At 56.8% G+C, this 22,324-nt stretch carries 15 protein-coding genes and 1 tRNA gene; 2 read left to right on the top strand and 14 right to left on the bottom strand.

Annotation, left to right across the window (positions count from 1 at the left end):
• Window positions 1–56 precede the first annotated feature (56 nt).
• From FY156_00385 to FY156_00365, 5 genes are all read right to left on the bottom strand, one after another.
• Entirely contained in the window at window positions 57–338 is a 282-nt protein-coding gene (locus FY156_00385) for a DUF2218 domain-containing protein (protein UXS00054.1), read from the bottom strand.
• Between the two features lie 112 nt (window positions 339–450).
• Entirely contained in the window at window positions 451–2,640 is a 2,190-nt protein-coding gene (locus FY156_00380; GenBank protein UXS00053.1) for a TonB-dependent siderophore receptor, read from the bottom strand.
• A gap of 169 nt (window positions 2,641–2,809) precedes the next feature.
• Entirely contained in the window at window positions 2,810–4,384 is a 1,575-nt protein-coding gene (locus FY156_00375; GenBank protein ID UXS02965.1) for an iron ABC transporter permease, read from the bottom strand.
• A gap of 171 nt (window positions 4,385–4,555) precedes the next feature.
• Complete coding sequence (locus FY156_00370; protein UXS00052.1) at window positions 4,556–5,572, bottom strand: Fe(3+) ABC transporter substrate-binding protein; 1,017 nt, start codon at window positions 5,570–5,572, stop codon at window positions 4,556–4,558.
• Between the two features lie 152 nt (window positions 5,573–5,724).
• On the bottom strand, window positions 5,725–6,780 hold the full coding sequence (locus FY156_00365; protein UXS00051.1) for an ABC transporter ATP-binding protein: 1,056 nt from the start codon (window positions 6,778–6,780) through the stop codon (window positions 5,725–5,727).
• Window positions 6,781–7,121: 341 nt separating this feature from the next.
• On the opposite strand from FY156_00365, the gene FY156_00360 reads away from it, so the two are divergent.
• Both FY156_00360 and pgi read left to right on the top strand, forming a co-directional pair.
• Window positions 7,122–8,831, top strand: a complete 1,710-nt coding sequence (locus FY156_00360) for a long-chain fatty acid--CoA ligase (GenBank protein UXS00050.1) — start codon at window positions 7,122–7,124, stop codon at window positions 8,829–8,831.
• 108 nt (window positions 8,832–8,939) lie between these two features.
• Window positions 8,940–10,565 (top strand): glucose-6-phosphate isomerase, encoded by a 1,626-nt coding sequence (gene pgi / locus FY156_00355; protein UXS00049.1) that lies wholly within the window; start codon window positions 8,940–8,942, stop codon window positions 10,563–10,565.
• 153 nt (window positions 10,566–10,718) lie between these two features.
• Here pgi and FY156_00350 read toward each other — a convergent pair whose 3' ends face one another.
• From FY156_00350 to FY156_00310, 9 genes are all read right to left on the bottom strand, one after another.
• Window positions 10,719–11,645, bottom strand: coding sequence for a carbohydrate kinase (locus tag FY156_00350; protein UXS00048.1), 927 nt, complete (start codon window positions 11,643–11,645; stop codon window positions 10,719–10,721).
• An 87-nt stretch (window positions 11,646–11,732) separates the two neighbouring features.
• Entirely contained in the window at window positions 11,733–12,431 is a 699-nt protein-coding gene (locus FY156_00345; GenBank protein ID UXS00047.1) for an orotate phosphoribosyltransferase, read from the bottom strand.
• 69 nt (window positions 12,432–12,500) lie between these two features.
• Window positions 12,501–13,538 (bottom strand): dihydroorotase, encoded by a 1,038-nt coding sequence (pyrC, locus tag FY156_00340; GenBank protein ID UXS00046.1) that lies wholly within the window; start codon window positions 13,536–13,538, stop codon window positions 12,501–12,503.
• A 172-nt stretch (window positions 13,539–13,710) separates the two neighbouring features.
• Window positions 13,711–14,748, bottom strand: coding sequence for a proline racemase family protein (locus tag FY156_00335; protein ID UXS00045.1), 1,038 nt, complete (start codon window positions 14,746–14,748; stop codon window positions 13,711–13,713).
• A 70-nt stretch (window positions 14,749–14,818) separates the two neighbouring features.
• A complete protein-coding gene (locus tag FY156_00330) occupies window positions 14,819–16,141 on the bottom strand; it encodes an alpha/beta hydrolase (protein UXS00044.1) in 1,323 nt (440 codons plus the stop codon).
• Window positions 16,142–16,286: 145 nt separating this feature from the next.
• Window positions 16,287–17,783 (bottom strand): acetyl-CoA hydrolase/transferase family protein, encoded by a 1,497-nt coding sequence (locus tag FY156_00325; GenBank protein UXS00043.1) that lies wholly within the window; start codon window positions 17,781–17,783, stop codon window positions 16,287–16,289.
• 355 nt (window positions 17,784–18,138) lie between these two features.
• Window positions 18,139–18,215 (bottom strand) — tRNA-Arg (locus FY156_00320).
• Window positions 18,216–18,432: 217 nt separating this feature from the next.
• Window positions 18,433–19,953, bottom strand: coding sequence for a HAMP domain-containing histidine kinase (locus tag FY156_00315; protein ID UXS00042.1), 1,521 nt, complete (start codon window positions 19,951–19,953; stop codon window positions 18,433–18,435).
• A gap of 126 nt (window positions 19,954–20,079) precedes the next feature.
• Window positions 20,080–22,104, bottom strand: a complete 2,025-nt coding sequence (locus FY156_00310; GenBank protein UXS02964.1) for a methyl-accepting chemotaxis protein — start codon at window positions 22,102–22,104, stop codon at window positions 20,080–20,082.
• Window positions 22,105–22,324 lie beyond the last annotated feature (220 nt).

The following is a 22,324-nucleotide window of genomic DNA, read 5'->3' as shown; positions in this document are numbered from 1 at the left end:
TCATGTTTATAGCGGCAAAAAGTTGCGACCGCAACAGCAGCCGCCTTTTGCAGTTTTTACTGCCAGCTCAGGCTTTCGACCTTCTCACGAAACGCGAACCGAAGCAGGTGACTTTCGACAACCGATTTCGCGCGGTCCAGTTTCTCGGCATCGGGTGCGGAAACGAAGATCATCAATTTTTCAGGCTCTGCATCCAGTTTTGCCGCACCGAAGTCAAACTGGCACTCACCATGTGCCTCGTTATAGGTCACCTCGATCTTGTGAGCGAAATGCTTGAACAGTTGCACAAGATATTTGCTGCCGCTTTCGGTTTTCAATTCGGCTCTGGCTTCCAGCATGAAGCGTTTCCTTCCCGGGATATTTCAACAAGACTTTTACAGTCATCTTTTATGGGCCCGGGAAGGCAAACTCAAATGAAGAGTTGGTAATCAAAGCGCGGTCGGCTCTAGCTTACCACTTCTTCGACAGCTTGAAGGTGATCGTCCGGCTGTCACCCCAACCGCAAACGGAAGCCCCGCCGCAGCTCTTGACGTATTCTTTGTCAAACAGGTTCGACACGTTGACGGATGCGGTCCAGTCATTCTTTTCGTAACGGATAGCCGCATCGAAAACAGCCGCATCGGGAACACGCAGCGTATTTTCCGCGTCAGCCCAGGACTTGCCCTGATAACGCACGCCACCACCAATGCTGAGACCCTGCAGCGCATCGTTGGTGAAGGCGTAGTCCAGCCACAGCGACGCCGCATGGTTCGGCACGATCCAAGGCGATTTGCCGATCAGGTTGGGGTTGGCATCCTTGGCAATGTCGAGGTCCGTATAAGAATAGGACGCAATCGCCTTCCAGTTCTCATTCAGATTGGCCTTCGCTTCCAGCTCGAAGCCGGTGGATTCCACCTCGCCGAACTGGCCGCTGGTGGTGATACCGCCGGCTGTGTAAGACACGATGGCATTCTGCTTGACCAGCTTGAACACGGAAGCGGTGATGCTGCCATCAAAGAAGGTGGGCTCGTATTTCAAACCGGCCTCGAACTGGTGCCCCTCTTCCGGCACTGCGGCGCTACCGTCGGCCAGCGTGTCGATCAGCGGATTGAAGAATGTCGCTGCCGAGACATAGGGTGTCAGCCCATTGTCGAACTCATAAGCAAGACCAGCACGACCGCTCAGGGCGTCATCATTGGAACGGCGCGACACGCCGGACGGCAGACGATTGTTGAGTTCCGTATCGACGTAGTCATATCGACCGTTCAAGGTTACCAGCCAACCATCGCCGAAACGTAACTGGTCCTGCGCATAGATACCGATCTGCTGCTGCGTCACGACATTGTCGGCGTAGGTAAAGTTCGTGCCCTGTGTTGAGCCGTAGATAGGATTGAGCGCACCGATCGGATTGGACCCGCAGCACTTCTGCACCTGATCGAGCTTGTAATATTTGTAGTCGAGACCGAGAAGCAGCGAATGGCTGATCGCACCGGTGTCAAACTCGCGTTCGGCACGGTTATCGATGCCGAAGCTGTCCACCTTGGAAAGACCGTCATAACCGAAGCGCGTCAGCATGTAGTCGCCGGTGGTTGCGTCAAGGATCGGCTGACCGTTCGCATCCGCATTCGCCCAGCCGCCTGTGTAGGGTCCGGTTTCACGCTTGTAGAGATGCCCATAACGCGCGTTCTGGCTCAGCTTCCAGCCATTGTCGAACTCGTGGCTGACTTCGTAACCGACCATCGACTGATAAACACGTCCGTTGTCGAGATCAGGTTCGCCATAAAATGCTTCGCGGCTCAACTTGCCGAAGGGCGCATCCACAACCGTGCCGACATAGGGCAGGAAGCCATTACCAACATGGGTCTGATCGAGCGCCGAGAAATATCCATAGACTGTCGCGCTGGTTTGCGCATCGGGTTCGAAGGTCACCTGCGGCATGATGAAACCGCGCAGATCTTCAGAATAATTGGTGTAGTTGTCGCCGCCAGAGACTTTGCCGGTCACACGATATTTCCACACACCCTGTTCATCGACCTTGTCGCCAAGATCGAACCCAAAGAAGGCATTGCCGAAATTGTTGATGCCGATTTCCGTTTCGCGGATCGGTTCGTCCTGCGGACGCTTGCTGACCATCTGCACGATACCGCCAGGGTTCGCGCCGCCATAAAGGACAGAAGCCGGTCCCTTCAGAACCTCGACACGTTCCAGGCCATATGCATCCATCTGGAAGCCGCCGAAACCGTAGCTGAACAGGTTCAGGCCATCCAGGAAGACGCCAGTCTGAGTTGCCTGAAAACCGCGGATATAGAACCAGTCCGTATCGGGATCGGTACCGAACGGCTCGGCCGTGACGCCAGGCGTGTAGCGCAGCACCTCGTCGACCTTGGTGACGACGCCGCGATTGTTCATCTCCTCGCGTCCGACAACCGAGACAGACTGCGGTATGTCCTTGGTGTCCGTATCGGTTTTGGAACCAGTCGCGGTTTTTTTCGCAACATAACCTCTAACCGGGCCCGTGGCGTTTTGCGTTCCCTGCCCCTCAACGGTAATCTGCTGCAGAACAGTTGTGTCCTGCGCATTCGCCGACAGAGGCAGCATGCAAATTGCGATTGCCGAGCCTGTTGCCAGGCGGCTCAAAAACGCCACGTTCAAATTTTTCAAGACATGCCCCAAAACATACCGGCGGCAGTCACAATTTCGACAAGCCGCAACACCTCATTAAGATGAGTATTTACATCAGGAATAAGGCGGAACGCTTGTTCATTTCTGGCAGGATTTGAAGCTTCTTGGCCTCTTGCGCCGCAAAACACGACCGCAAGGCGACGCAACCTTACGCTCTGCGCCGGCCCACCCTTGCGAGCAACATGACAGGGAGAATCCCGATACAGACGATTGCCAAGGCCGCAATCGATGCTTCCTCATAGGTGCCGCGCGCAGCTTCCCCGTAAAGATGGGTAGCAAAGGTTTCAAAGTTCAGCGGTCGCAACAACAGCGTTGCGGGCAATTCCTTGACGCAATCCACAAAGACCAGAAGGCCTGCAGCAGCCAGAGATGCTCTGGATAGCGGCAGATGAATCTGTCGAAAGGTCTGAGTGGCCGAGCGTCCAAGGGTGCGGGATGCATGGTCGAAGGACAGGGGAATGCGGCTCAATCCTGCATCAATGCCACCCGCCGCGATGGTCAGAAAGCGCGCCGTATAGGCATAAATCAGGGCTGCACCACTGCCGATCATCAGCAGACCGGTGGAAATGCCAAAAATCTCTTTCATGCTTGCATCGAGAAAACGGTCGAAGCCGCCCAGTGCAATCAGCACACCAATTGCAATTACCGTTCCTGGTGCTGCGTATCCTACCGTTGAAAACCGAAACGACCAGAGCGAAGCTCGACCAGGAGCAAGCCGCATGGCATAGGCCACGACAAGTCCGAAGAAAACCGTCATCAGAGTTGCGATACCAGCAAAAACGATGGTGTTGAGCGCTTCACTGGCAAAGCGTGCCGAAAGACCATTGAACTGAAAACGCTTCCAGGCCTCAACCACGAGATAGGTGGCGGGTGCAATAAAGCCGATGACGACGGGCACCATACCGAGGCCAAGCGCTGCCAAGGCCTTCAGGCCGTAAAGCCTGACCGGTTCCAGTTCTCTGTTTTTCTGCGCTGAAGAAGCATATCGCTGCTTGCGCCGAGCCCACCGCTCCAATGCCACCAGACCGACAACGATAAACAACATGAACAGCGCAATTTGCGCGGCACCCGGCAGATCGGATTTGGTGATCCAGGTGGTGTAGACGGAGACTGTGAGGGTGCGAACGCCGAGAAACTCCGAAGCGCCAATATCATTCAACGCCTCCATCAGGGCGAGACTGACCCCGACGGCGATGGCCGGTCGCGCCAAGGGAATTGCAACCTTCATGAATGCGGCATGGCGCGAGACGCCAAGCATGCGGGCCGCTTCAAGGAGATTGCCGGCCTGCGTCAGAAACATGGCCCGGACAGGAATGTAGATGTAGGGGAAGAGAACAAAACCGAGAAAAATGATGCAGCCTGCCATGGAGCGTATATCCGGCAGGCGGAATTCCCGAGGGCTGGAGTATCCAAGCAGCCACCTGACAGCACCCTGCACGGGGCCAATCGGGTGGAGAATATCCAGATAGGCATAAGCGACGATGTAGGTCGGCATGGCAAGCGGCAACAGCAACGCCCATTCCAACATTTTTCGCCCTGGAAAGTCATAAGCGGTGACAAGCCAGGCGGAACAGGTTCCGACCACCCCCGCCAACAGGCCGACACCCGCCAAGAGAACAACCGTTTCCGGCAGCGCCGTCATCAGAACGGTCGATCGCAAATGTGCCCAGAGCCCCTCAGAGCCCTGAATGGCCTGCGAAACCAGCGCCAGCACCGGAACCATCGAGGCAATCGCGGCAAGCAACGACAGGCAGAGCCACCAGAACGAGGAGCGAAACCTTGTCCCGGTGCGCGCTACTGGTCGCTGAATGGTGTCTGAGATCATGCGCTTTTCTACAAACAGGCAAAGGCGCCCGCATCAGCGAGCGCCCTCTTTTCATTGTGAATTCGACGTTTAGTTGTCGAAGCCAACCTTGTCGACCAACTCGCTCGCCTGCTTGCGATGGGAGACGATTTCCGTCAGCGGCTTGTTATCGATCTTCAAGGTACCGAAAGAGGCAATGATCTCGTTCAGAGCAGCACCCTGCTTGACCGGATATTCATAGTTGGCTTCGGCGTAGATCTTCTGGGCTTCATCCGAAACGAGATACTCCAGTAGCTTGACGGCTTCGGCTTTGTTCGGTGCATTCTTGGCGACGGCTGCGCCGCTGATGTTGACCTGCGTACCGCCGTCCTTAAAGGTCGGCAGAACTACCTTGATCGCATCGCCCCACTTGACCTGTTCCTCACCGCCCTTGCCGGAGCGCATCAGGCCGACATAGTAGGAATTGGCGATACCGATATCGCAAATGCCACCGAGAATATCCTTGGCAACGTCGCGATCACCGCCGCCAGCCTTGCGCGCCAGATTGTCCTTCACACCTGCAAGCCACTTTTCGGTCTCTTCAGCACCGTGGTGGGCAATGTAATCTGCAAAAAGCGCGGTGTTGTATGGGTGCTGGCCAGAGCGGATGCAGACCTTGCCCTTCCATTTGGAGTCCGCCAGATCCTCGTAGTTGAACGAGGTCAAGTCGACGTCCTTAGCCGCATAGAGGACGCGTGCGCGCATCGACAAGGCAAACCAGTTGCCTTTTCCATCGCGAAGCTCCGCCGGAATTGCCTTGGTCAGAACCTCGGATTCCACCGGCTGCGTTACGCCCTTTTCAGCCAGGTCGACAAGATTGCCGGCATCAACTGCCATAAGAATATCTGCTGGCGAACTCGCTCCTTCGCTCAACACGCGCTCTGCAAGACCGTCCTTCAAAAACACGGTGTTGACCTTGATACCGCTTGATGCCGTAAAGGAATCGAGAAGCGGCTGGACAAGGCCGGGCTCGCGGGTTGTGTAGATGTTCAATTCGGCCGCAGCGGCTGTGCCGGCAGCAAAAGCAGCCGTGCTTGCTAGCAGGGCAATGTTGGAAAGCTTTGTCATGGTATCGTCTACTCCCTCTTAAACGTCACACAAGATGGGCAGCAGACATCATACCTGATGCATCAAATCAAGTTTTATCTGGACGTTCAGGCAGCCGTTACGATCACCAAAAGTTGAAAATCAGCCCGACAGGCGAGGCAAAAACTCTCTATTCAACCTGTGGTAAATATCAACACGCCCGAAGGATCGATACCGAAACGGACCGCCGTTGTTTTGGTGGGGGTGCGTCGCATTGTCCTGACGCGAAGATCGTGCGCCAGACCGGGCACGGCAATTCCGAGCTGCTCGATTTCGCCAAGGAAGACGCGGCTCGATATCTCCCCTGCAATACCGTCCTTGACGTCATGGTCCTCAAGGATCGAAATCGCATTGGGACGGACGTAGGCTATGGCCGCCTGCCCCTCCGAAAAATCGGAGGCATCGCCTATAAGACCGAGTGGCGTTGAAACCTTGCCCTGGCTGACCGTGCCATCGATCTTGTTGAAGGCACAGAAGAAGTCGGCCGCGTAGCGGGTCTCGGGATGGTCGTGCATTTCATAACCCGTACCGACCTGCACGATCCGGCCACGCTGCATCAACACGACGCGGTCGCCGGCAGACAAAGCCTCTTCCGGATCGTGTGTGACCATGATTACGGTTGTTCCCAACTGGCGAAGCAGCCCAAGCGTCTCTTCGCGCACGCTGTCTCGCAAACCGCGATCCAGATTGGAAAAAGGTTCATCCATCAGCAAAAGGCTGGGCTGCGGCGCAAGCGCACGCGCCAGCGCAACACGCTGCTGCTCCCCTCCCGAAAGCGTATGGGGGTAGCGTTTGGCCAGATCCTGAAGGTGGACATGATGGATCATCTCTTCTGCCCGCTGGTGCTTTTGCGCTTTCGGCAGAGATTTAAGGCCAAACATCACGTTCTGTTCGACCGTCAGATGCGGGAAAAGCGCGTAGTCCTGAAACACGAAGCCGATGTTGCGCGTTTCGGGCTCCACAAAAACGGAAGGACCGGCAACCTCGGTACCATTAAGAAAGACGGCGCCCTGCTCCGGTGTTTCCACGCCCGCAACAATTCGCAGCAGCGTCGATTTTCCACAGCCAGAGCGGCCAACGAGGCAGATGATCTCGCCGCGCTCAACAGTCAGGTCGATATCGGACAGCACATTCGTGCCGCCGTAGCTTTTTCCAACCGCCTTCAGTTCAAGCGCTGCACTGCCTGCCATTTCCAGTCCTGCCTTCTCGTCACTGATTATGTTGATCGCTCAAATCAGGATTAAAGTCAAAATCTCGCCGCCGCACACGCCTCAGTGAAGGCGCACAACATTCTTGGCAGCAATATTGACGTTTACGTTAGAGTTAAATACGTTTTGTTCACTGATGGACGATGTGTCGCAACACGTCTATCATCGTCACCGGAAAGCAGGAGGAGCGGCCAACCCGGTGGCACCGCATTGATGTCTATGATTGGGATTGATCGCCCGGCATTTGCGGATGAAAACAGTTTGATGCGTCCGAGGCGTTGATTAAGAACGCCGGATGCAACGGAGACTCTGGGAGGAGAAGCATGAGTGAAATGACCCTGGGCCACCAGGAAAATGCCAACGTAGCAAAACGTTGGTTGGCGTCTTACCCGCCGGGTGTCCCTTCAGAGATTCCCGCGCCAAGCCATGCTTCGCTTGTCAACCTTCTCGAGAAAAGCTGCGCGCAGTTTTCCGACAGGAAAGCCTTTTCCAGCATGGGAAAGTCGATCTCCTATCGGGAACTCGACCAGATGACGCGTTCTGTTGCGGCCTGGCTGCAATCGCGTGGACTGGAAAAAGGCGACCGCGTCGCGGTGATGATGCCGAATATCCTGCAAAACCCTGTTGTCGTATACGGCATTCTGCGGGCGGGAATGATCGTGGTCAATGTCAACCCGCTCTACACACCCAGAGAGCTTGAGCACCAGTTGAAGGATTCCGGTGCCAAGGCACTGTTCGTGCTGGAAAACTTCGCGCATGTCGCGCAACAGGCCGTTCCCAGAACCGCCGTGCGACATGTGGTGATTGCGGCCATGGGTGACCTTCTGGGGCTGAAAGGGCATCTCGTCAATCTTGTGGTGCGCAAGGTCAAGAAGCTGGTTCCGGCATATGCCATCCCCGCGTCAGTGACATTCAAAACGGCACTGCATGAAGGAGAAAACCTCAAGCTGAAGCCGGCTGCGCTGGGGCCGCAGGATATCGCCTTCCTGCAGTACACGGGCGGTACGACAGGCATCTCGAAGGGTGCGGTGCTTACCCATGCCAATCTCCTGGCCAACAAGATGCAGATCAGCCTGTGGCTTGATGCAGCCTTCGCAACCAAGAACCGCCCCGAGGTTTTGAACTTCGTCTGCGCATTGCCGCTTTGCCACATTTTCGCGCTGACCGTAAACTCGCTGATGGGCATTGCTCTCGGCGGCCATAATCTCTTGATCGCCAATCCTCGCGATATTCCGGGCTTCGTGAAGGAGCTGTCGCACTACCGGCCGCATATCTTCCCCGGTATCAATACGCTGTTCAACGCCATGATGAACAATGAGGATTTCCGCAAGCTCGATCTCTCGTCGCTGATCCTCGTTCTGGGCGGCGGCATGGCGGTGCAAAGACCGGTTGCCGAGCGCTGGCTGGCGATGATCGGCTGCCCGATCACAGAAGGATACGGTCTTTCGGAAACGTCGCCTGTTGCGACCGTCAACCGGCTGGATGCGGCAGAATTCAGCGGCACGATCGGCCTGCCGATCTCCTCTACGGAAATCGATATTCGTGATGAAGATGGCAACAGCCTTCGGTCGGGCGACATCGGCGAAATATGCATTCGCGGACCGCAGGTGATGGCCGGATATTGGCAGCGACCGGACGAGACTGCCAAGGTCATGACCGCGGACGGCTTTTTCCGTTCCGGCGACATGGGCTTCATGGACGATCGCGGTTACACCAAGATTGTCGACCGGAAGAAGGACATGATTCTCGTTTCCGGCTTCAACGTTTACCCGAACGAGGTTGAGGAAGTGGCTGCGGCTCATCCGGGTGTACTGGAATGCGCCGCAATTGGCATTCCCGACGAACACTCTGGAGAAATCGTCAAGCTGTTCGTTGTCAAGAAAGACCCCGCCTTGACCGAAGCCGACCTGAAAGCCTTCTGCGCCAAAAGCCTGACCAACTACAAAAGACCGAAGATCATCGAGTTCCGCACCGAACTTCCCAAATCGAATGTCGGGAAGATTTTGCGGCGCGAATTGCGCAATCTCAACTGATCCGAAAGAGCCGGGAGACCGGCTCTTTTCTTTTGTCAAAGTCGCCTTGATTTGGACGACTGAAAGAGAATAGTTTCCTCATCCTTCCACGGAGCCGAGGAGCATAAAATGCAGGCCATCATCGAAAAACTGAAAGCAACGGCGAGCAGCACTGCCGCAACCGATCTTCGTGCCGCCTTTGCGGCCGACGACAAGCGATTCAGCCGTTTCAGCGCAAAATTCGATGACTTGCTGATGGACTATTCGAAATGCGCCGTGAACGACGACATCATTGCACTGCTTGAGAAGCTGGCAGTCGAAGGCGGCGTTGAAGCCAAGCGCGAAGAAATGTTTACCGGCAAGGCCATCAACTTCACCGAAGACCGTGCCGTTCTTCATACCGCATTGCGCAACCGTTCGAACACGCCAGTGCTGGTCGACGGCAAGGACGTGATGTCTGACGTCAACAGCGTTCTGGCGTCGATGGGCAAGTTTGCCGATGCAATCCGCTCGGGCTTTCTCAAGGGTTCGACCGGCAAGAAAATCACCGACGTCGTCAATATCGGCATCGGCGGCTCCGACCTCGGCCCTGTGATGGCGACGCTGGCACTGGCCCCATTCCACGATGGCCCACGCGCGCATTTCGTTTCCAACATCGACGGTGCGCACATTGCCGATACGCTGAAGCTGATCGACCCGGAAACTTCCCTTTTCATCATCGCTTCGAAGACGTTCACGACGATCGAGACGATGACGAATGCGGCAACGGCCCGCAAGTTTATCGCCGACAAGCTCGGTGAAAGCGCCGTCAAGCATCATTTCGCGGCGGTTTCCACCGCCCTTGAGAAAGTCTCGGCGTTCGGTATCGAAAGCGACCGCGTCTTCGGTTTCTGGGATTGGGTCGGCGGACGTTATTCGATCTGGTCGGCCATCGGTCTGCCACTGATGATTGCCATTGGTCCGGAAAACTTCGGCAAGTTCCTCGATGGCGCGCACGCCATGGACAAGCACTTCCGCGAAGCGCCAGTCCGCGAAAACCTGCCGATGCTGCTTGGCCTTATCGGCTTCTATCATCGCAACGTGCTCGATTATCCGACACGGGCGATCCTGCCATATGATCAGCGCCTGTCGCGCTTCCCGGCTTACCTGCAGCAACTCGACATGGAATCCAACGGCAAGGGTGTCACCATCGACGGTACGCCGGTTGAAGGTCAATCTGGCCCTGTCGTCTGGGGTGAACCCGGCACCAATGGCCAGCACGCTTTCTACCAGCTCATCCACCAGGGCACGAGCGTCATTCCGGCTGAATTCATGATCGCGGCAAACGGCTTCGAGCCTGAATTGCGCCACCAGCACCAGCTTCTCATCGCCAATTGCCTTGCACAGTCCGAAGCACTGATGAAGGGCCGCACGCTGGCAGAAGCGAAGGCTCAGCTCACGTCCAAGGGAATGGAAGACAAACTGGCCGACTTCATCGCGCCACACCGTGTCTTTACCGGCAACCGCCCCTCGATCACCTTCGTCTATGACAAGCTGACGCCATTCGCGCTCGGCCGCCTCATCGCTCTCTATGAGCACCGCGTGTTTGTTGAAGGCGTCCTGTTCCGCATCAACTCCTTCGACCAGTGGGGCGTTGAGCTTGGCAAGGAGCTTGCAACCGGCCTGCTGCCCGTTGTCGAAGGCAAGGAAAGCGCTGCCGGCCATGACAGCTCGACTCAGGGTCTTGTTGCGACGCTGGCAGGTTTGGCGAAGTAAAAAAACACTGACACGATCATATGCAAAAGCCGGAAGGAAACTTCCGGCTTTTCTCATTCAAGGTCTTGGTTGAATCGGTCTGTCGCGGAACAACAACTACGACGCAGCGAGCCGGTCGCGGACACGCTGTTTCAGAGATTGTGCCCTATAGATTTAGAGCCCGATCTCATGCGCCCATGGCGGATTTGCACCGGCGCGAGAAACCGTTACCGCAGCAGCCTTGGCGCCAAGGGCGAGCGCCTTGCGGATCTGCTCTTCCGTCAATACAGAGACTTGCGCCTTTGTCAGGAGACCCTGAATTTTCAGCGAAGCGAGAATGCCGGCATCGAATGTATCACCCGCACCAACGGTATCGACGACCTCAACGCGTTCGGATGCGACTTCAACCTTCAGGTTCGATGTATAACCGACCGCACCTTTGGCCCCACGAGTGACAACAACCAGTTTTGCACCATGATGCAGCCAATGGCGGGCAAGCGTATCTTCATCACCCTCCAGACCGAACCAGGCCAGATCTTCGTCGGAGAACTTCACAATGTCGGACATCGCCGCCATGCGGCTGATGCGCTCGAGATGTTTCTGCTTGTCCTTGATAAAGCCGGGGCGAATATTGGGATCAAGCGAGATGAGGCGCTTGTCATGCTCGCGTGCCAACAGCGCCTCATAGGTGCTGCCGCATGGCTCGGGAATGAGGCTGATGGCACCGAAATGCATGGCCTCGCAATCTGCTCCAAGTGCCGGCAAATCATCTTCCGATAACATACGTCCGGCGGTACCTTCGTCATAAAAAGCGTAGGTCGCGTGCCCGTCCACCAGCTTGACGAAGGCGATCGTCGACGGGCGGTTGGAGAAGGCGCACAGGCTGAAGTCAACCTTGCTGGCCTTCAGTGTATCCTTCAGAATTTCACCCATCATGTCATCGGCAATGCCCGAGAAAAAAGCCGAGGGCACACCGAGGCGACCGAGCGCAATCGCCGTATTGAAGACCGCACCACCTGCGTAAGGGGCAAAACTCGCCTCTCCCAACGTTGTCTGCCGAGGCAGCATGTCGATAAGGGCTTCACCACAACACAGGATCATCACGGTCTCCTCAAACCATAAAATCAAATGGACTTAAATCGATTTAGACGATGGCTGGCGAAAAGGCCAGCCAAACGCCATCCCAAATTACGATTGCGGCAATTCGCTGACGCCACCATGCTTTGCCGACCACGGCAGCGGGTTGTCGAGGAAGGCCTCGACTTCGGACAAGGTCTTGTCATCGAACAGTTTTTCCTTGCGCGCCACAGCAAGAACATCGCGCCAGGTGCTGAGGTAGTGCAGCGCCACATTGCCATTGGCAAAGCGCGCCTCGGCTTCCCTGAAGATGCCGTAGTAAAACAGCGCGATGCCGTGGTCGACGATGCCACCGGCTGCACGAATGGCGTCGATGAAGGTGAACATCGAACCGCCGGCTGTCGTCAGATCCTCAATAACGAGAACGCGTGCACCTTCGGGCATATGGCCTTCGATCTGCGCGTTACGGCCGTGGCCCTTCGGTTTCTTGCGGCAGTAGATCATCGGCAGACCGAGGCGCTCGGCAAGGAAGGCGGCAAAAGGAATGCCCGCCGTTTCACCACCGGCCACGCAATCGAATTTCTCGAAGCCCGCATCGGCCACGATCTTCGCCGCCGCGAAGTCCATCACCGCAGAGCGGATACGCGGATAGGAAATCAGCTTGCGCATGTCGATGTAGACAGGGCTCTTCATGCCCGATGCGAAGGTGTAGGGGCTTTCGGAATTGAAATGAACCGCCTTTATCTCCCACAGCATCTTTGCGACAAGCTCCGCCACCACGGCGCGATCGGTAAATGTGAACTGGGACATCGGCGTTTTCCTCTTTTCGTCATCAGTGCATATAAAAACTGCCGGAGAATCCGGCAGCAATTGAAGGATTTATTGGACGTCCCAGTGAAGCGGGAACATCGGATCGAACACCGTCACCAGTCCGGCGCCGGTCTCGATCTTGTCGGGGAAGCTGACCTGCTCCTCCCGTTTGACCAGGGTGATGGTGTCTTCGTTTGGCGGCAGGCCGTACCATGCCGGGCCGTTCAGCGAGGTGAAGGCTTCCAGCGTCTCAAGAGCGTTCTCCTGTTCGAATACGTGGGCAAGGCAGCTCATCGTATTGATCGATGTATAGATACCGGCGCAACCACAGGCGCACTCCTTCAACGGATCGACATGCGGGGCGGAGTCCGTGCCGAGGAAGAAGCGCGCATCGCCGGAGATGGCGGCAGCGCGCAACGCCAGACGATGTTCCTCACGCTTGGCAACAGGCAGGCAATAATAATGCGGCTTGATACCGCCAACCAGAATGGCGTTACGGTTGATGATCAGGTGGTGCGTGGTGATGGAACCAGCGAGATTTGCCTTGGAGGACTTGATGTAATCCACGCCATCCTTGGTCGTGACATGCTCCATCGTCACTTTCAGTTCCGGCAGGCGCTGACGAAGCGGTTCCAGAACGGTGTCGATAAAGGCTTTTTCGCGGTCAAAGATATCGACTTCCGGCGTCGTGACTTCGCCATGTACGCACAGCGGCAGACCAATTTTCGCCATGCGTTCCAGCACCGGCGCGACCTTGGTCAGGTCCCTGACACCGCCATGCGAGTTCGTGGTGGCACCAGCCGGGTAAAGTTTGACGGCATGGATCAGACCGCTTTTCTTGCCTTCCTCGACGTCGTCAGCATTTGTGCCTTCGGTCAGGTAAAGTGTCATCAACGGCTCGAAACGGTCACCAGCCGGAATGGCCTTGACGATACGCTCACGATAGGCGCGAGCATCCGCCGTCGTTACGACCGGAGGAACAAGGTTCGGCATGATGATGGCGCGCGCAAAATGGCGACTTGTATCGGCAATCACACCTTCCAGAACGGCGCCATCGCGCAAATGCAGATGCCAGTCATCGGGGCGGCGAAGGGTGATCGACTTCATCGTGGGAACCTCTAAAGCATGTCGCGCAAAATATGCTGCGGTTTTGCGATCACGACATGCGTAAAACAAGACCGACAGCTTTCTGGAGTCCGGCCCGCTTAGCATCTTTCATCAAAAGAAAACAGCCGCTGAAACAAATCGGCGGCTGTTGATGGCATTTTTTTCGGAGGTGTCAGATGCCGCCGGCCTGCGGCCCCCAGACATCGGTCATGGCAAAACCATCCGCCAGCGGGTCGAACGGATCGAGACCGACCTGATGTAGCCCGAAGGTGAAACCGCGACCGGCAATGGTCGGGATAACGGCGGGGCGACCCGCTACCTCGGTGACGGCGGAAAGCCCGACGTCGAATTCCGAACCGATGATGGAGCGCGATTTGTATTCATCTCCGACCTTGACCTTGCCGCGCGCATAAAGCGTCGCAAGATTGGCGGAGTTACCCGTGCCGCAGGGAGAACGGTCTGCGCGTCCCGGCCACATAGTCGTGCAGGTGCGGATCGATCCGTCGGCATCGACATCGCGGAACATCACATAAGCAACACCAGAGATCGCCGGAATTTCCGGATGAACGACCTTCACTTCGCGATTGACGATGTCCTTCAGCGCCATGCCCGCCGCAACCAGTTTCGCGGCATTGGCCTTGTCGATCGTCAGGCCGATCTGGCGGACGTCAACCAGCGCGTAGAAGATGCCACCGTAGGAGATGTCCATCGTTACCTTGCCCCATTCGGGCGTGTCGATGCTGACATCAAGTTCGTGCACGAAGGATGGCACCATGGTGAGCTTCACCTTCTCGCAGCGCCCATCACGGCAGGTGGCAGTTGCCTTGACCAGACCGGCCGCTGTTTCCAGCATGACGACGGTTTCCGGCTCCTGCATCTCCACCATGCCGCTTTCCAGCAAGGCCGTGGTGGCGCAGATGGAGTTCGAGCCTGAGCTCGCATGGGCCTGATCCGGCTGAAGGATGACAAACGCAGCGTGCGCATCGGGATGCTTCGGCGGCAACAACAGATTGACCGAGCCCATCGGCGTACCACGAGGCTCCAGAGTCAGAAAGCGGCGAAGCGCGTGCCCTTTGGGATCGGTGTTCATCCAGTCGAGTTGCTCGGCAACCGTATTACCGGGAATTTTCGGCGCGCCGCCCGTCACGACACGGCCGATTTCGCCTTCGCAATGAACATCGAGAAGCTGGAGGGTGCGTTTCCAACGCATGGGACTTACTCCGGAAGTTTACGTCTGAACCGGACCATATCCACAAAAATACAAACTGTACACAAAGATATCAGCGGTTACGGCATTCGGCCCTGTTGCGGTTGGCAGCCGCATTGCAGTTGAGGCCGGAGGCGCGAAGTGCGTCCTCATCCACCACGGCGCCAGCCGTATCGCCCACGGAGCCAACCGTGTTTTCAACCGACCGGCCAAGCCGTTCCACCTGGCGACCGTAATTCTCGCGTGTACGCGGATCGAAGACGGCGATCGGAGCGCTGACCACAACGCTGGCAGCCGTTCCGACCGTTTGTGCAGCGCCGATACTGACAGCGCCCAAGGCTTCGCCCAAACCGACATCCGAATCCGTCACAGTCTGTCCGGCGATCAGGCGATCACCGATCAACCGCACGACCTCCGGGCTTTCGGCGAATTTTCCATGATTCAAGCGATCGCCGGATTGAAGCTTGGTCAAATCCAGAACGGTGATGCCTGCTTTTTCCAGTTCGCTGCGATAGGGCTCAACGGACGGATCGATCTGCCCCAGGCGATCAACATTGCCGGAGATGCGACGCGACAGGCTGAGTGCCCGATCATCCTGCGAGACGAACAGTGTGAACTTGGGCGGCGTCTTGCCAAGACTTGCGAACTGCCGGCTGAAAACATCCACATCAAGGTCAGGCGCAGCCAGAATGACATTGCTGATTTTCGGATCAACGCGACCATTGCGGATTGCCATCTGGCGCAATGCTTCCACGGCGAGCCAGGTCCCCATGGAATGCGCCATGACGGTGACTTCGCTGATGGATTTGTCTTTCGCCAGACGCGTCAGCATCTCTTCCAGAGCATCACGCGAATAGTTGGTGCTTTCCTTGTCGTAGTTGTAGTCGAAAATGCTGGCGCGGGACGGCCAGGTGAAGACCACGGGAACGACGTCCGTGCCGGAATCATGCACGATCTGTGCAAAACGATAAACGGATTCCTCGTACCGGTTGTTGAAGCCGTGAACGAAGACAAGAACCCGACGATCCTTCTGGATATGTCGGCCGATCCAGCTTCTCGTGGCCGCTTCCGACGGGATCGGTTCGACCGCGACTGTCGTGAAATCCTTCAGCGGATCGGGCGGCAGCTTTTTCGGCCATTGCACCTGGCCCACCTTGCGATTGGCGTCAGGCGGGATCGACACGGTAACGGCATCGACCTTCAGGCCAGTACCGCGTTCGCCACCGAAGAGAATAGCCGCATCATCCGATGGCGCGCGTGTCGTCGCGACCAGAAGGTTGACCGGAGTCGTACCTGCCACAGTCGTTCCTGTTGGCGTCATTACCCCAATGGGCCGCCCGCCGCACCCGGCAAGCAAAGCAACGATGGCGATCATGGCCACGAAGCGAAAGGGCATCAGGTCATTCTCCCACAACCAACAAGCAGCCGGAAAACGGCCAAGCGTCCAGGATTTCTACCCAAGGCTGACCATTTAGGCTAGCAACCGGGGGCCGTCCCCCGGCGCATTTCCTGTCCGGTGTGTCCAAAGAGACCCAATCGTCTCAACCTTTGGGCAACATCGTTCCATGCTCCCGCAACGCGACATGCCATGAAAATGCTTCCTCAAGGAGATGTGGCGTGTGTCCGCCACGTGCCGCTGCGCGTTCGTAATAATCCATGAGTGCGTCGCGGTAATCCGGGTGTACACAGTTTGCGATGATAACCGGCGCACGCTCGCGTGGAGCCAACCCGCGAAGATCTGCGAGCCCCATCTCCGTCACCAGAATATCAACGTCATGCTCGGTATGATCGACGTGACTGACCATAGGAACGACACTGGAGATCGCACCGCCCTTGGCAATCGATTTTGTCACGAAGATCGACATGTAGGCATTGCGTGCGAAATCACCCGAACCGCCAATGCCGTTCATCATGTGCGTTCCACCGACATGGGTGGAGTTCACGTTGCCGTAGATGTCAAATTCAAGCGCCGTGTTGATACCGATGATGCCAAGCCGCCGAATGACTTCCGGATGGTTGCTGACCTCCTGCGGGCGCAAAATCAGCCGGTTCTTGTAATCACCCAGTCGCGGCATGACGCGGTCGTTCATTTCAGACGACAGCGTGATCGATGAGCCAGACGCAAAAACCAGCTTTCCGGCATCGAAAAGTTCGAAGGTCGAATCCTGCAGAACCTCGGAATACATCTTGAGATCGTGAAACGGCGTATCGATGAAACCGTGCAACACGGCGTTGGCGATTGTGCCGATACCTGCCTGCAAGGGCTGAAGTTCATAGCCCATACGCCCCTGCGCGACTTCGTTCAGCAGAAAATCGCTCAGGTGGCCGGCAATCGCCTTTGTTTCGGCGTCCGGCGGCAGCACGGTCGAAAAGCTGTCCGACTTGTCACTCAGGACGATCGCCGCAATCTTTTCCGGCGGGACTGGGATGAATGGCAGGCCGACGCGGCTATCAGGGGCGACGACCGGAATGGGCATGCGGGTCGGTCGTTTGGCCGGAATGAAAATATCGTGCAGGCCTTCAAGGACGGCCGGTTGCGAAAGATTGATTTCGACGATTACCTTGTCAGCAAGGATGGCAAAGCTTGCCGAATTGCCGACCGATGTGGTTGGCACGATGCCGCCATCCGAGGTGATCGCCACCGCCTCAACGATAGCGATATCGACACCATGAATCTGCCCGCCACGAAGCTGCTCGACCGTTTCGGAAAGGTGCTGGTCAATGAACATCACCTTGCCGTCGTTGATTGCCTTGCGCAAAGCCGGATCAGACTGGAAAGGCATGCGACGCGCCAGCATGCCCGCCTCGACCATGGTCTTGTCGAGGTCGTTGCCAAGCGAGGCGCCTGTCATCAGGGTGATTTGCATCGGGTGGGTCTTGGCACGCTCAGCAAGCGCCAGCGGTACGGCCTTCGCTTCACCCGCGCGGGTAAATCCGCTCATGCCGACGGTCATGCCATCCTTGATAAGGCTTGCGGCCTCATCAGCCGTGACAATCCTTTTCAACAACGACGCGTTGCGGATGCGCTCCTCGAGCATGCTCTTCTCCCTGATATGCGTTCACGATGACGGCTCTCCGACACCGTGATGATTGTCGCGCGGTCTTGCGGCGTGGAAACTGACATAGATCAAGCCATGCACGAAGAATATTGCAAGGCATATTCCCCTGTTGCGACTGGCGCACGAATGCGACAGGTTCAAGGAAGCATTTTGCCTCTGCAGCTTGTCCATGGGAGAGAGCGATTCGGGCAACGAAAAATCGGCACGGAACCGCGCCAAGGGCATTTCGTAAATCGCTGTATCAGATTCAGGAAGAGATTTCTCTCGACGAAACTTCCTGGTCTCAAGCTGTGAGTCAGCGAGCCAAACAAGTCATTTTTAAGAGAAAGAGAAATGGCGCACCCGAAGAGATTCGAACTCCTGACCCCCAGATTCGTAGTCTGGTGCTCTATCCAGCTGAGCTACGGGTGCGTGCCGTTCCGGTCGTTTCCGGTGGCGTGGCGATCCTCTAAAACGTCCTCATTCCGAATGCAAGCGATTTTGCTGAGAAATTGTCATTTTCCTGTATCAATAATTCTATCTATTTGATTTTAAATGGTTTTTCTTTTCCGAGAATTTTTGAGGGGTTCACGACGTTATTTTTGGCACGGCCAAAAGCCCCATTTGAAGTGGGCAAAACCCCGCTTTCTCAGGCGCTTTTAGCGGTCTGAACCGAAGCAGGGCGATCCGCAATTTCGATACGGAACTGGGTTCCAGAGCCAGGTTTTTCGACAAGCGCAATCGTGCCGCCGTGGGCAAGGACCAACTCACGGGCAATGACCAGGCCAAGTCCCGTACCACCGGAACGCGCCGACCCCCGGAACGCCGAAAAGAGATTCTCTCTCGCCTTCTGCGGCATCCCTGGGCCGTTGTCATCGATCACGATACTGACGACACCCCCGGTCTTGCGTGCAGAGATGGAGAGCCGCGCCGAGGCCGCAAGCGACGGCTCCGACTGCAGGGCCTGAACGGCATTTCGACAGAGATTGTGCACGACGCGGAAAAGCTGCTCCGCATCCGCATCCACCATCAGATCCGTGGGAACATCATCCTCGAACTCAATTCCGCTTTCAGGGTCAATCGCCAGGATGTCTCGAACATCCTGCACCAGCACGCTGAGATTGTTCATTCTGCGCCGTGGTGCGGCCTCGGTCGCCTGACCATAGGCAAGGACCTCCCCCGTATAGGCCACGGCACGGTCGATAGTCCGCAACAGCTTCGGCGCGAAGCTTCGGACAATCGGGTCTTTCGCGTCCACAAGCCGGTCGGACATCAACTGGGCAGAGGACAGGATATTGCGCATGTCGTGATTGATCTTCGAGACGGCGAGCCCCAGATCGGCAAGGTTCTTCTGCTGCCGCAGGGTCTTGTGCAACTGTGTCTGCATGTCTGCGAGATGGCGACCCGCAACCGACAATTCGTCGTTTCCGTCCTCGGGCACGAATATTCCGGCCGGATTTTCCGGGTCTTCCGAGAAGCGCTGCATACCGAGCGTGAGGCGGCGGATGGGGCGTATCATGATCCGGTTTATGGAGACGAAGATCAGCACCGCCGTTATCAACGACAGCACGATCGAGATCAGGAAAACGTTGCGCGCATAAGCGAGCATCGCCGCCCGCAGCTTGTACTCACCAATCACCAGTTCGATAATGGTGTCACTGTCTCCGACGACATCAAAAACCCGGATTACCCTGTTGCCGCCGAAGAGCAGCGTGGAGAAAGCGTCCCGCACGGCCGTCAACTGCGAGACATCGGAAAGATCGTACTGCTCATCCACACCAGGGGGCGTTTCAGCCGCAGCCAAGAGCCTCGACGTGCCATCCTTGCGCAGAGCGATGAGCTTGGCACCTGTCGCCATTAAGGTGTCGTTCTGAACGCTTTGCGGCAGCTCCGCCTGCAAGCCATCAATCACGGCGCCGGCGGCGGCCGCCGTGTTCAGCCGGTCACGCAGCCAGGACAGGCGCATGTTGGCGACAGATGGCACGAAGATCAGCACTTCGGCAATCATGACAAAGATCACGGTCAACAAGAGCAGGCGACCGGAAAGACCTGCCGTCAGTCCCGTTATACCCGGGCCGGGCTCGCTCTCCTCACCTTTCAAACTGTCTACGCCTTTTGAAAACAACCGGGCCAGTCCTGTATCCGCCGTCGGTTTCTTGGAACGGCTCATTCAAATGCGGATACAATCATAGGAGCAAACGAACATTTTTCCAATGCGTCGGCAAAGCCGTCGGCCAGCAAAAAAGCGCCGCCCGAAAAGGCGGCGCTCCAACGAGATGCATTGGTTATGCCCTGCTCAGAATTCCTGCCAGTCGCCATCCACCTGTGCAACCGCCTGACCATTCATTGCGCGACCGACACTGCTGACCAGTCTGCGTGCCGGCGAAGGCACTGGTGCTGAGCGCTCCGATACGGCAACCGGGCGCGACTGAGGTTTGAAGCGGAGATGAGCCTGACCGTCTTCGCTACCCAGCTTGAAGCGTGCCACGAGGCTTACCAGATGGCCCGCCTCACTGCTCAGCTTGTGCGTTGCTGCAGACGTCTCTTCGACCATGGCGGCATTGCGCTGTGTGACCTGATCCATCTGGTTGATGGCGGTACTGACTTCCTGCAAGCCCGTGGACTGCTCTCTGGCCGCTGTCGCAATGGAATGGATGTGCTCGTTGATCGCAAGAACACGGGTTTCGATTTCGCTCAGCGCATTGCCGGTCTTTTGAACCAGCGAGACACCACGGCCAACCTCCTCACCGGATTTGGTGATCAGCGCCTTGATATCCTTCGCAGCGGTTGCAGAACGCTGGGCAAGCTCACGGACCTCCTGAGCGACGACGGCAAAGCCCTTGCCGGCTTCACCGGCACGCGCGGCTTCCACACCGGCGTTCAACGCCAGAAGGTTCGTCTGAAAAGCGATCTCGTCGATAACATTGATGATCTGGCTGATTTCCCGTGAAGCCTGCTCGATACGATCCATCGCTGAAACCGCATCGCCGACGACCTTGGAGGATTCCTCGGTCTTTTCCTTTGCCTCGGAAACCATCTGGCTGGCTTCCTGCGCACGGTCGGTGGAATTGCGAACCACAGCGGTGATCTCGTCGAGCGCGGCAGACGTTTCCTCAAGGGCTGCGGCCTGCTGCTCGGTTCTTTTCGACAGATCGTCTGCGGCGGAGCGAAGTTCGTTGGCGTTGCCGCTGATACCCTCGGTGCTGCTGCGCACCTCACCCATGGTTTCGCGCAGCTTCAGAAGCGTCTGATTGACGTTTGACTGCAGCCCGGCGAAAACGCCGCGGAAATCGCCTTCCATCGAGCGCGTCAGATCGCCCTGGGCAAGGCTTTCGATAACGCGGCTGACTTCGGACACGCCGTTATCGACACCGACGAGTAGAGCATTGATGTTCTGTGCAAAACGGTTGAGGTTTTCGTCACCGTAATCCTTTTCGATCCGACGGCGGAAATCACCCTGAGCAGCGGCATCAACGACCACCGCCATCCCGGCCTGCAGATCATCGCTTTTCGCCCGCATGGCCGCTTCCTGGGCATTCATGTCACGCATTGCGCGACCGTTCTGCTTGAAAACTTCAACGGCAGCGGCCATCTCGCCGATTTCGTCCTTGCGACCAAGGTAAGGCACGTCAGCGTCCAGGTCGCCATCCGCTACCGCACTCATGACGTCCGAGACCTTGCGGATGGGCTGGCTGAGCTGCCGCGTGCCAATGTACAGACCAAAAGCCGCACCGATCAGAATACCGATGAACGTTACGATGGCGACGGCCCAGAACATCATGGTTCCGAAGCTCACCATTCCCTTTTCAATGACGCCGAGTTCGGCGATGTCGCTTTTCACGACGGCATCGATTTCCGCCTGATAGGCCTTGCGGTTAGCGCGGTTCGCGTCGTTGTTGCCCTGCTGGTTCGCCGCCTGAGGACCGACCTCCTTGCTAAGACGCGCAGTCTCCAGACGGAACGCCTTAAATTCCTTGAAACGGCTGACAAGATTGTCAAATGCCGCTTTTTGCTGCGCCGGAACGAGCGGGGTCCAGGCTGCGATAAGATTTTCCATGGCATCGAGGTTCTTGACGATGCCTTCCGCGAAAGGTGCCGCGGTTGCAGCATCGGGCGCCGCATAGATACCACGCGCTTCCATGACGACGGCGGTCACCAGACGATTGAGGGATTCACCCTTGTAGGCGCGTTCCGCAGCACTTTCGAATTCTGCCGTCCTGACCCGGAATTCACTGACCGCATAGATGGAAAGCCCGCCAATCGTGCAGGCGACCAGGCTCATGAGCCCGACAAGAAGATTGATACGACCACGAATTCTCAAAATCATTCCCCCTCAGCGAAAATGCCAGCCGCTCAGAAAATAGGAAGCTGGCATAACCTTTCTCGCTACAAGATCTATCAATGCAGCGTTAAGAAAGAATTTCGAATTTTATCTTTCCTCCAGTGCCCGAATCTCTTGCCGGGGACGGTTCATAGATGAACGACAGGAATCGCATTTTCCCGAAGAGGTGATCCGCCAAAACCCCTTCAGCGATTGACTT

The organism is Agrobacterium tumefaciens (assembly GCA_025559845.1).
In the GTDB taxonomy this organism is placed as follows: Bacteria; Pseudomonadota; Alphaproteobacteria; order Rhizobiales; family Rhizobiaceae; genus Agrobacterium.
Note: the sequence above shows the minus strand (reverse complement) of the source record. Positions and strands in the feature narration are given on the sequence as shown.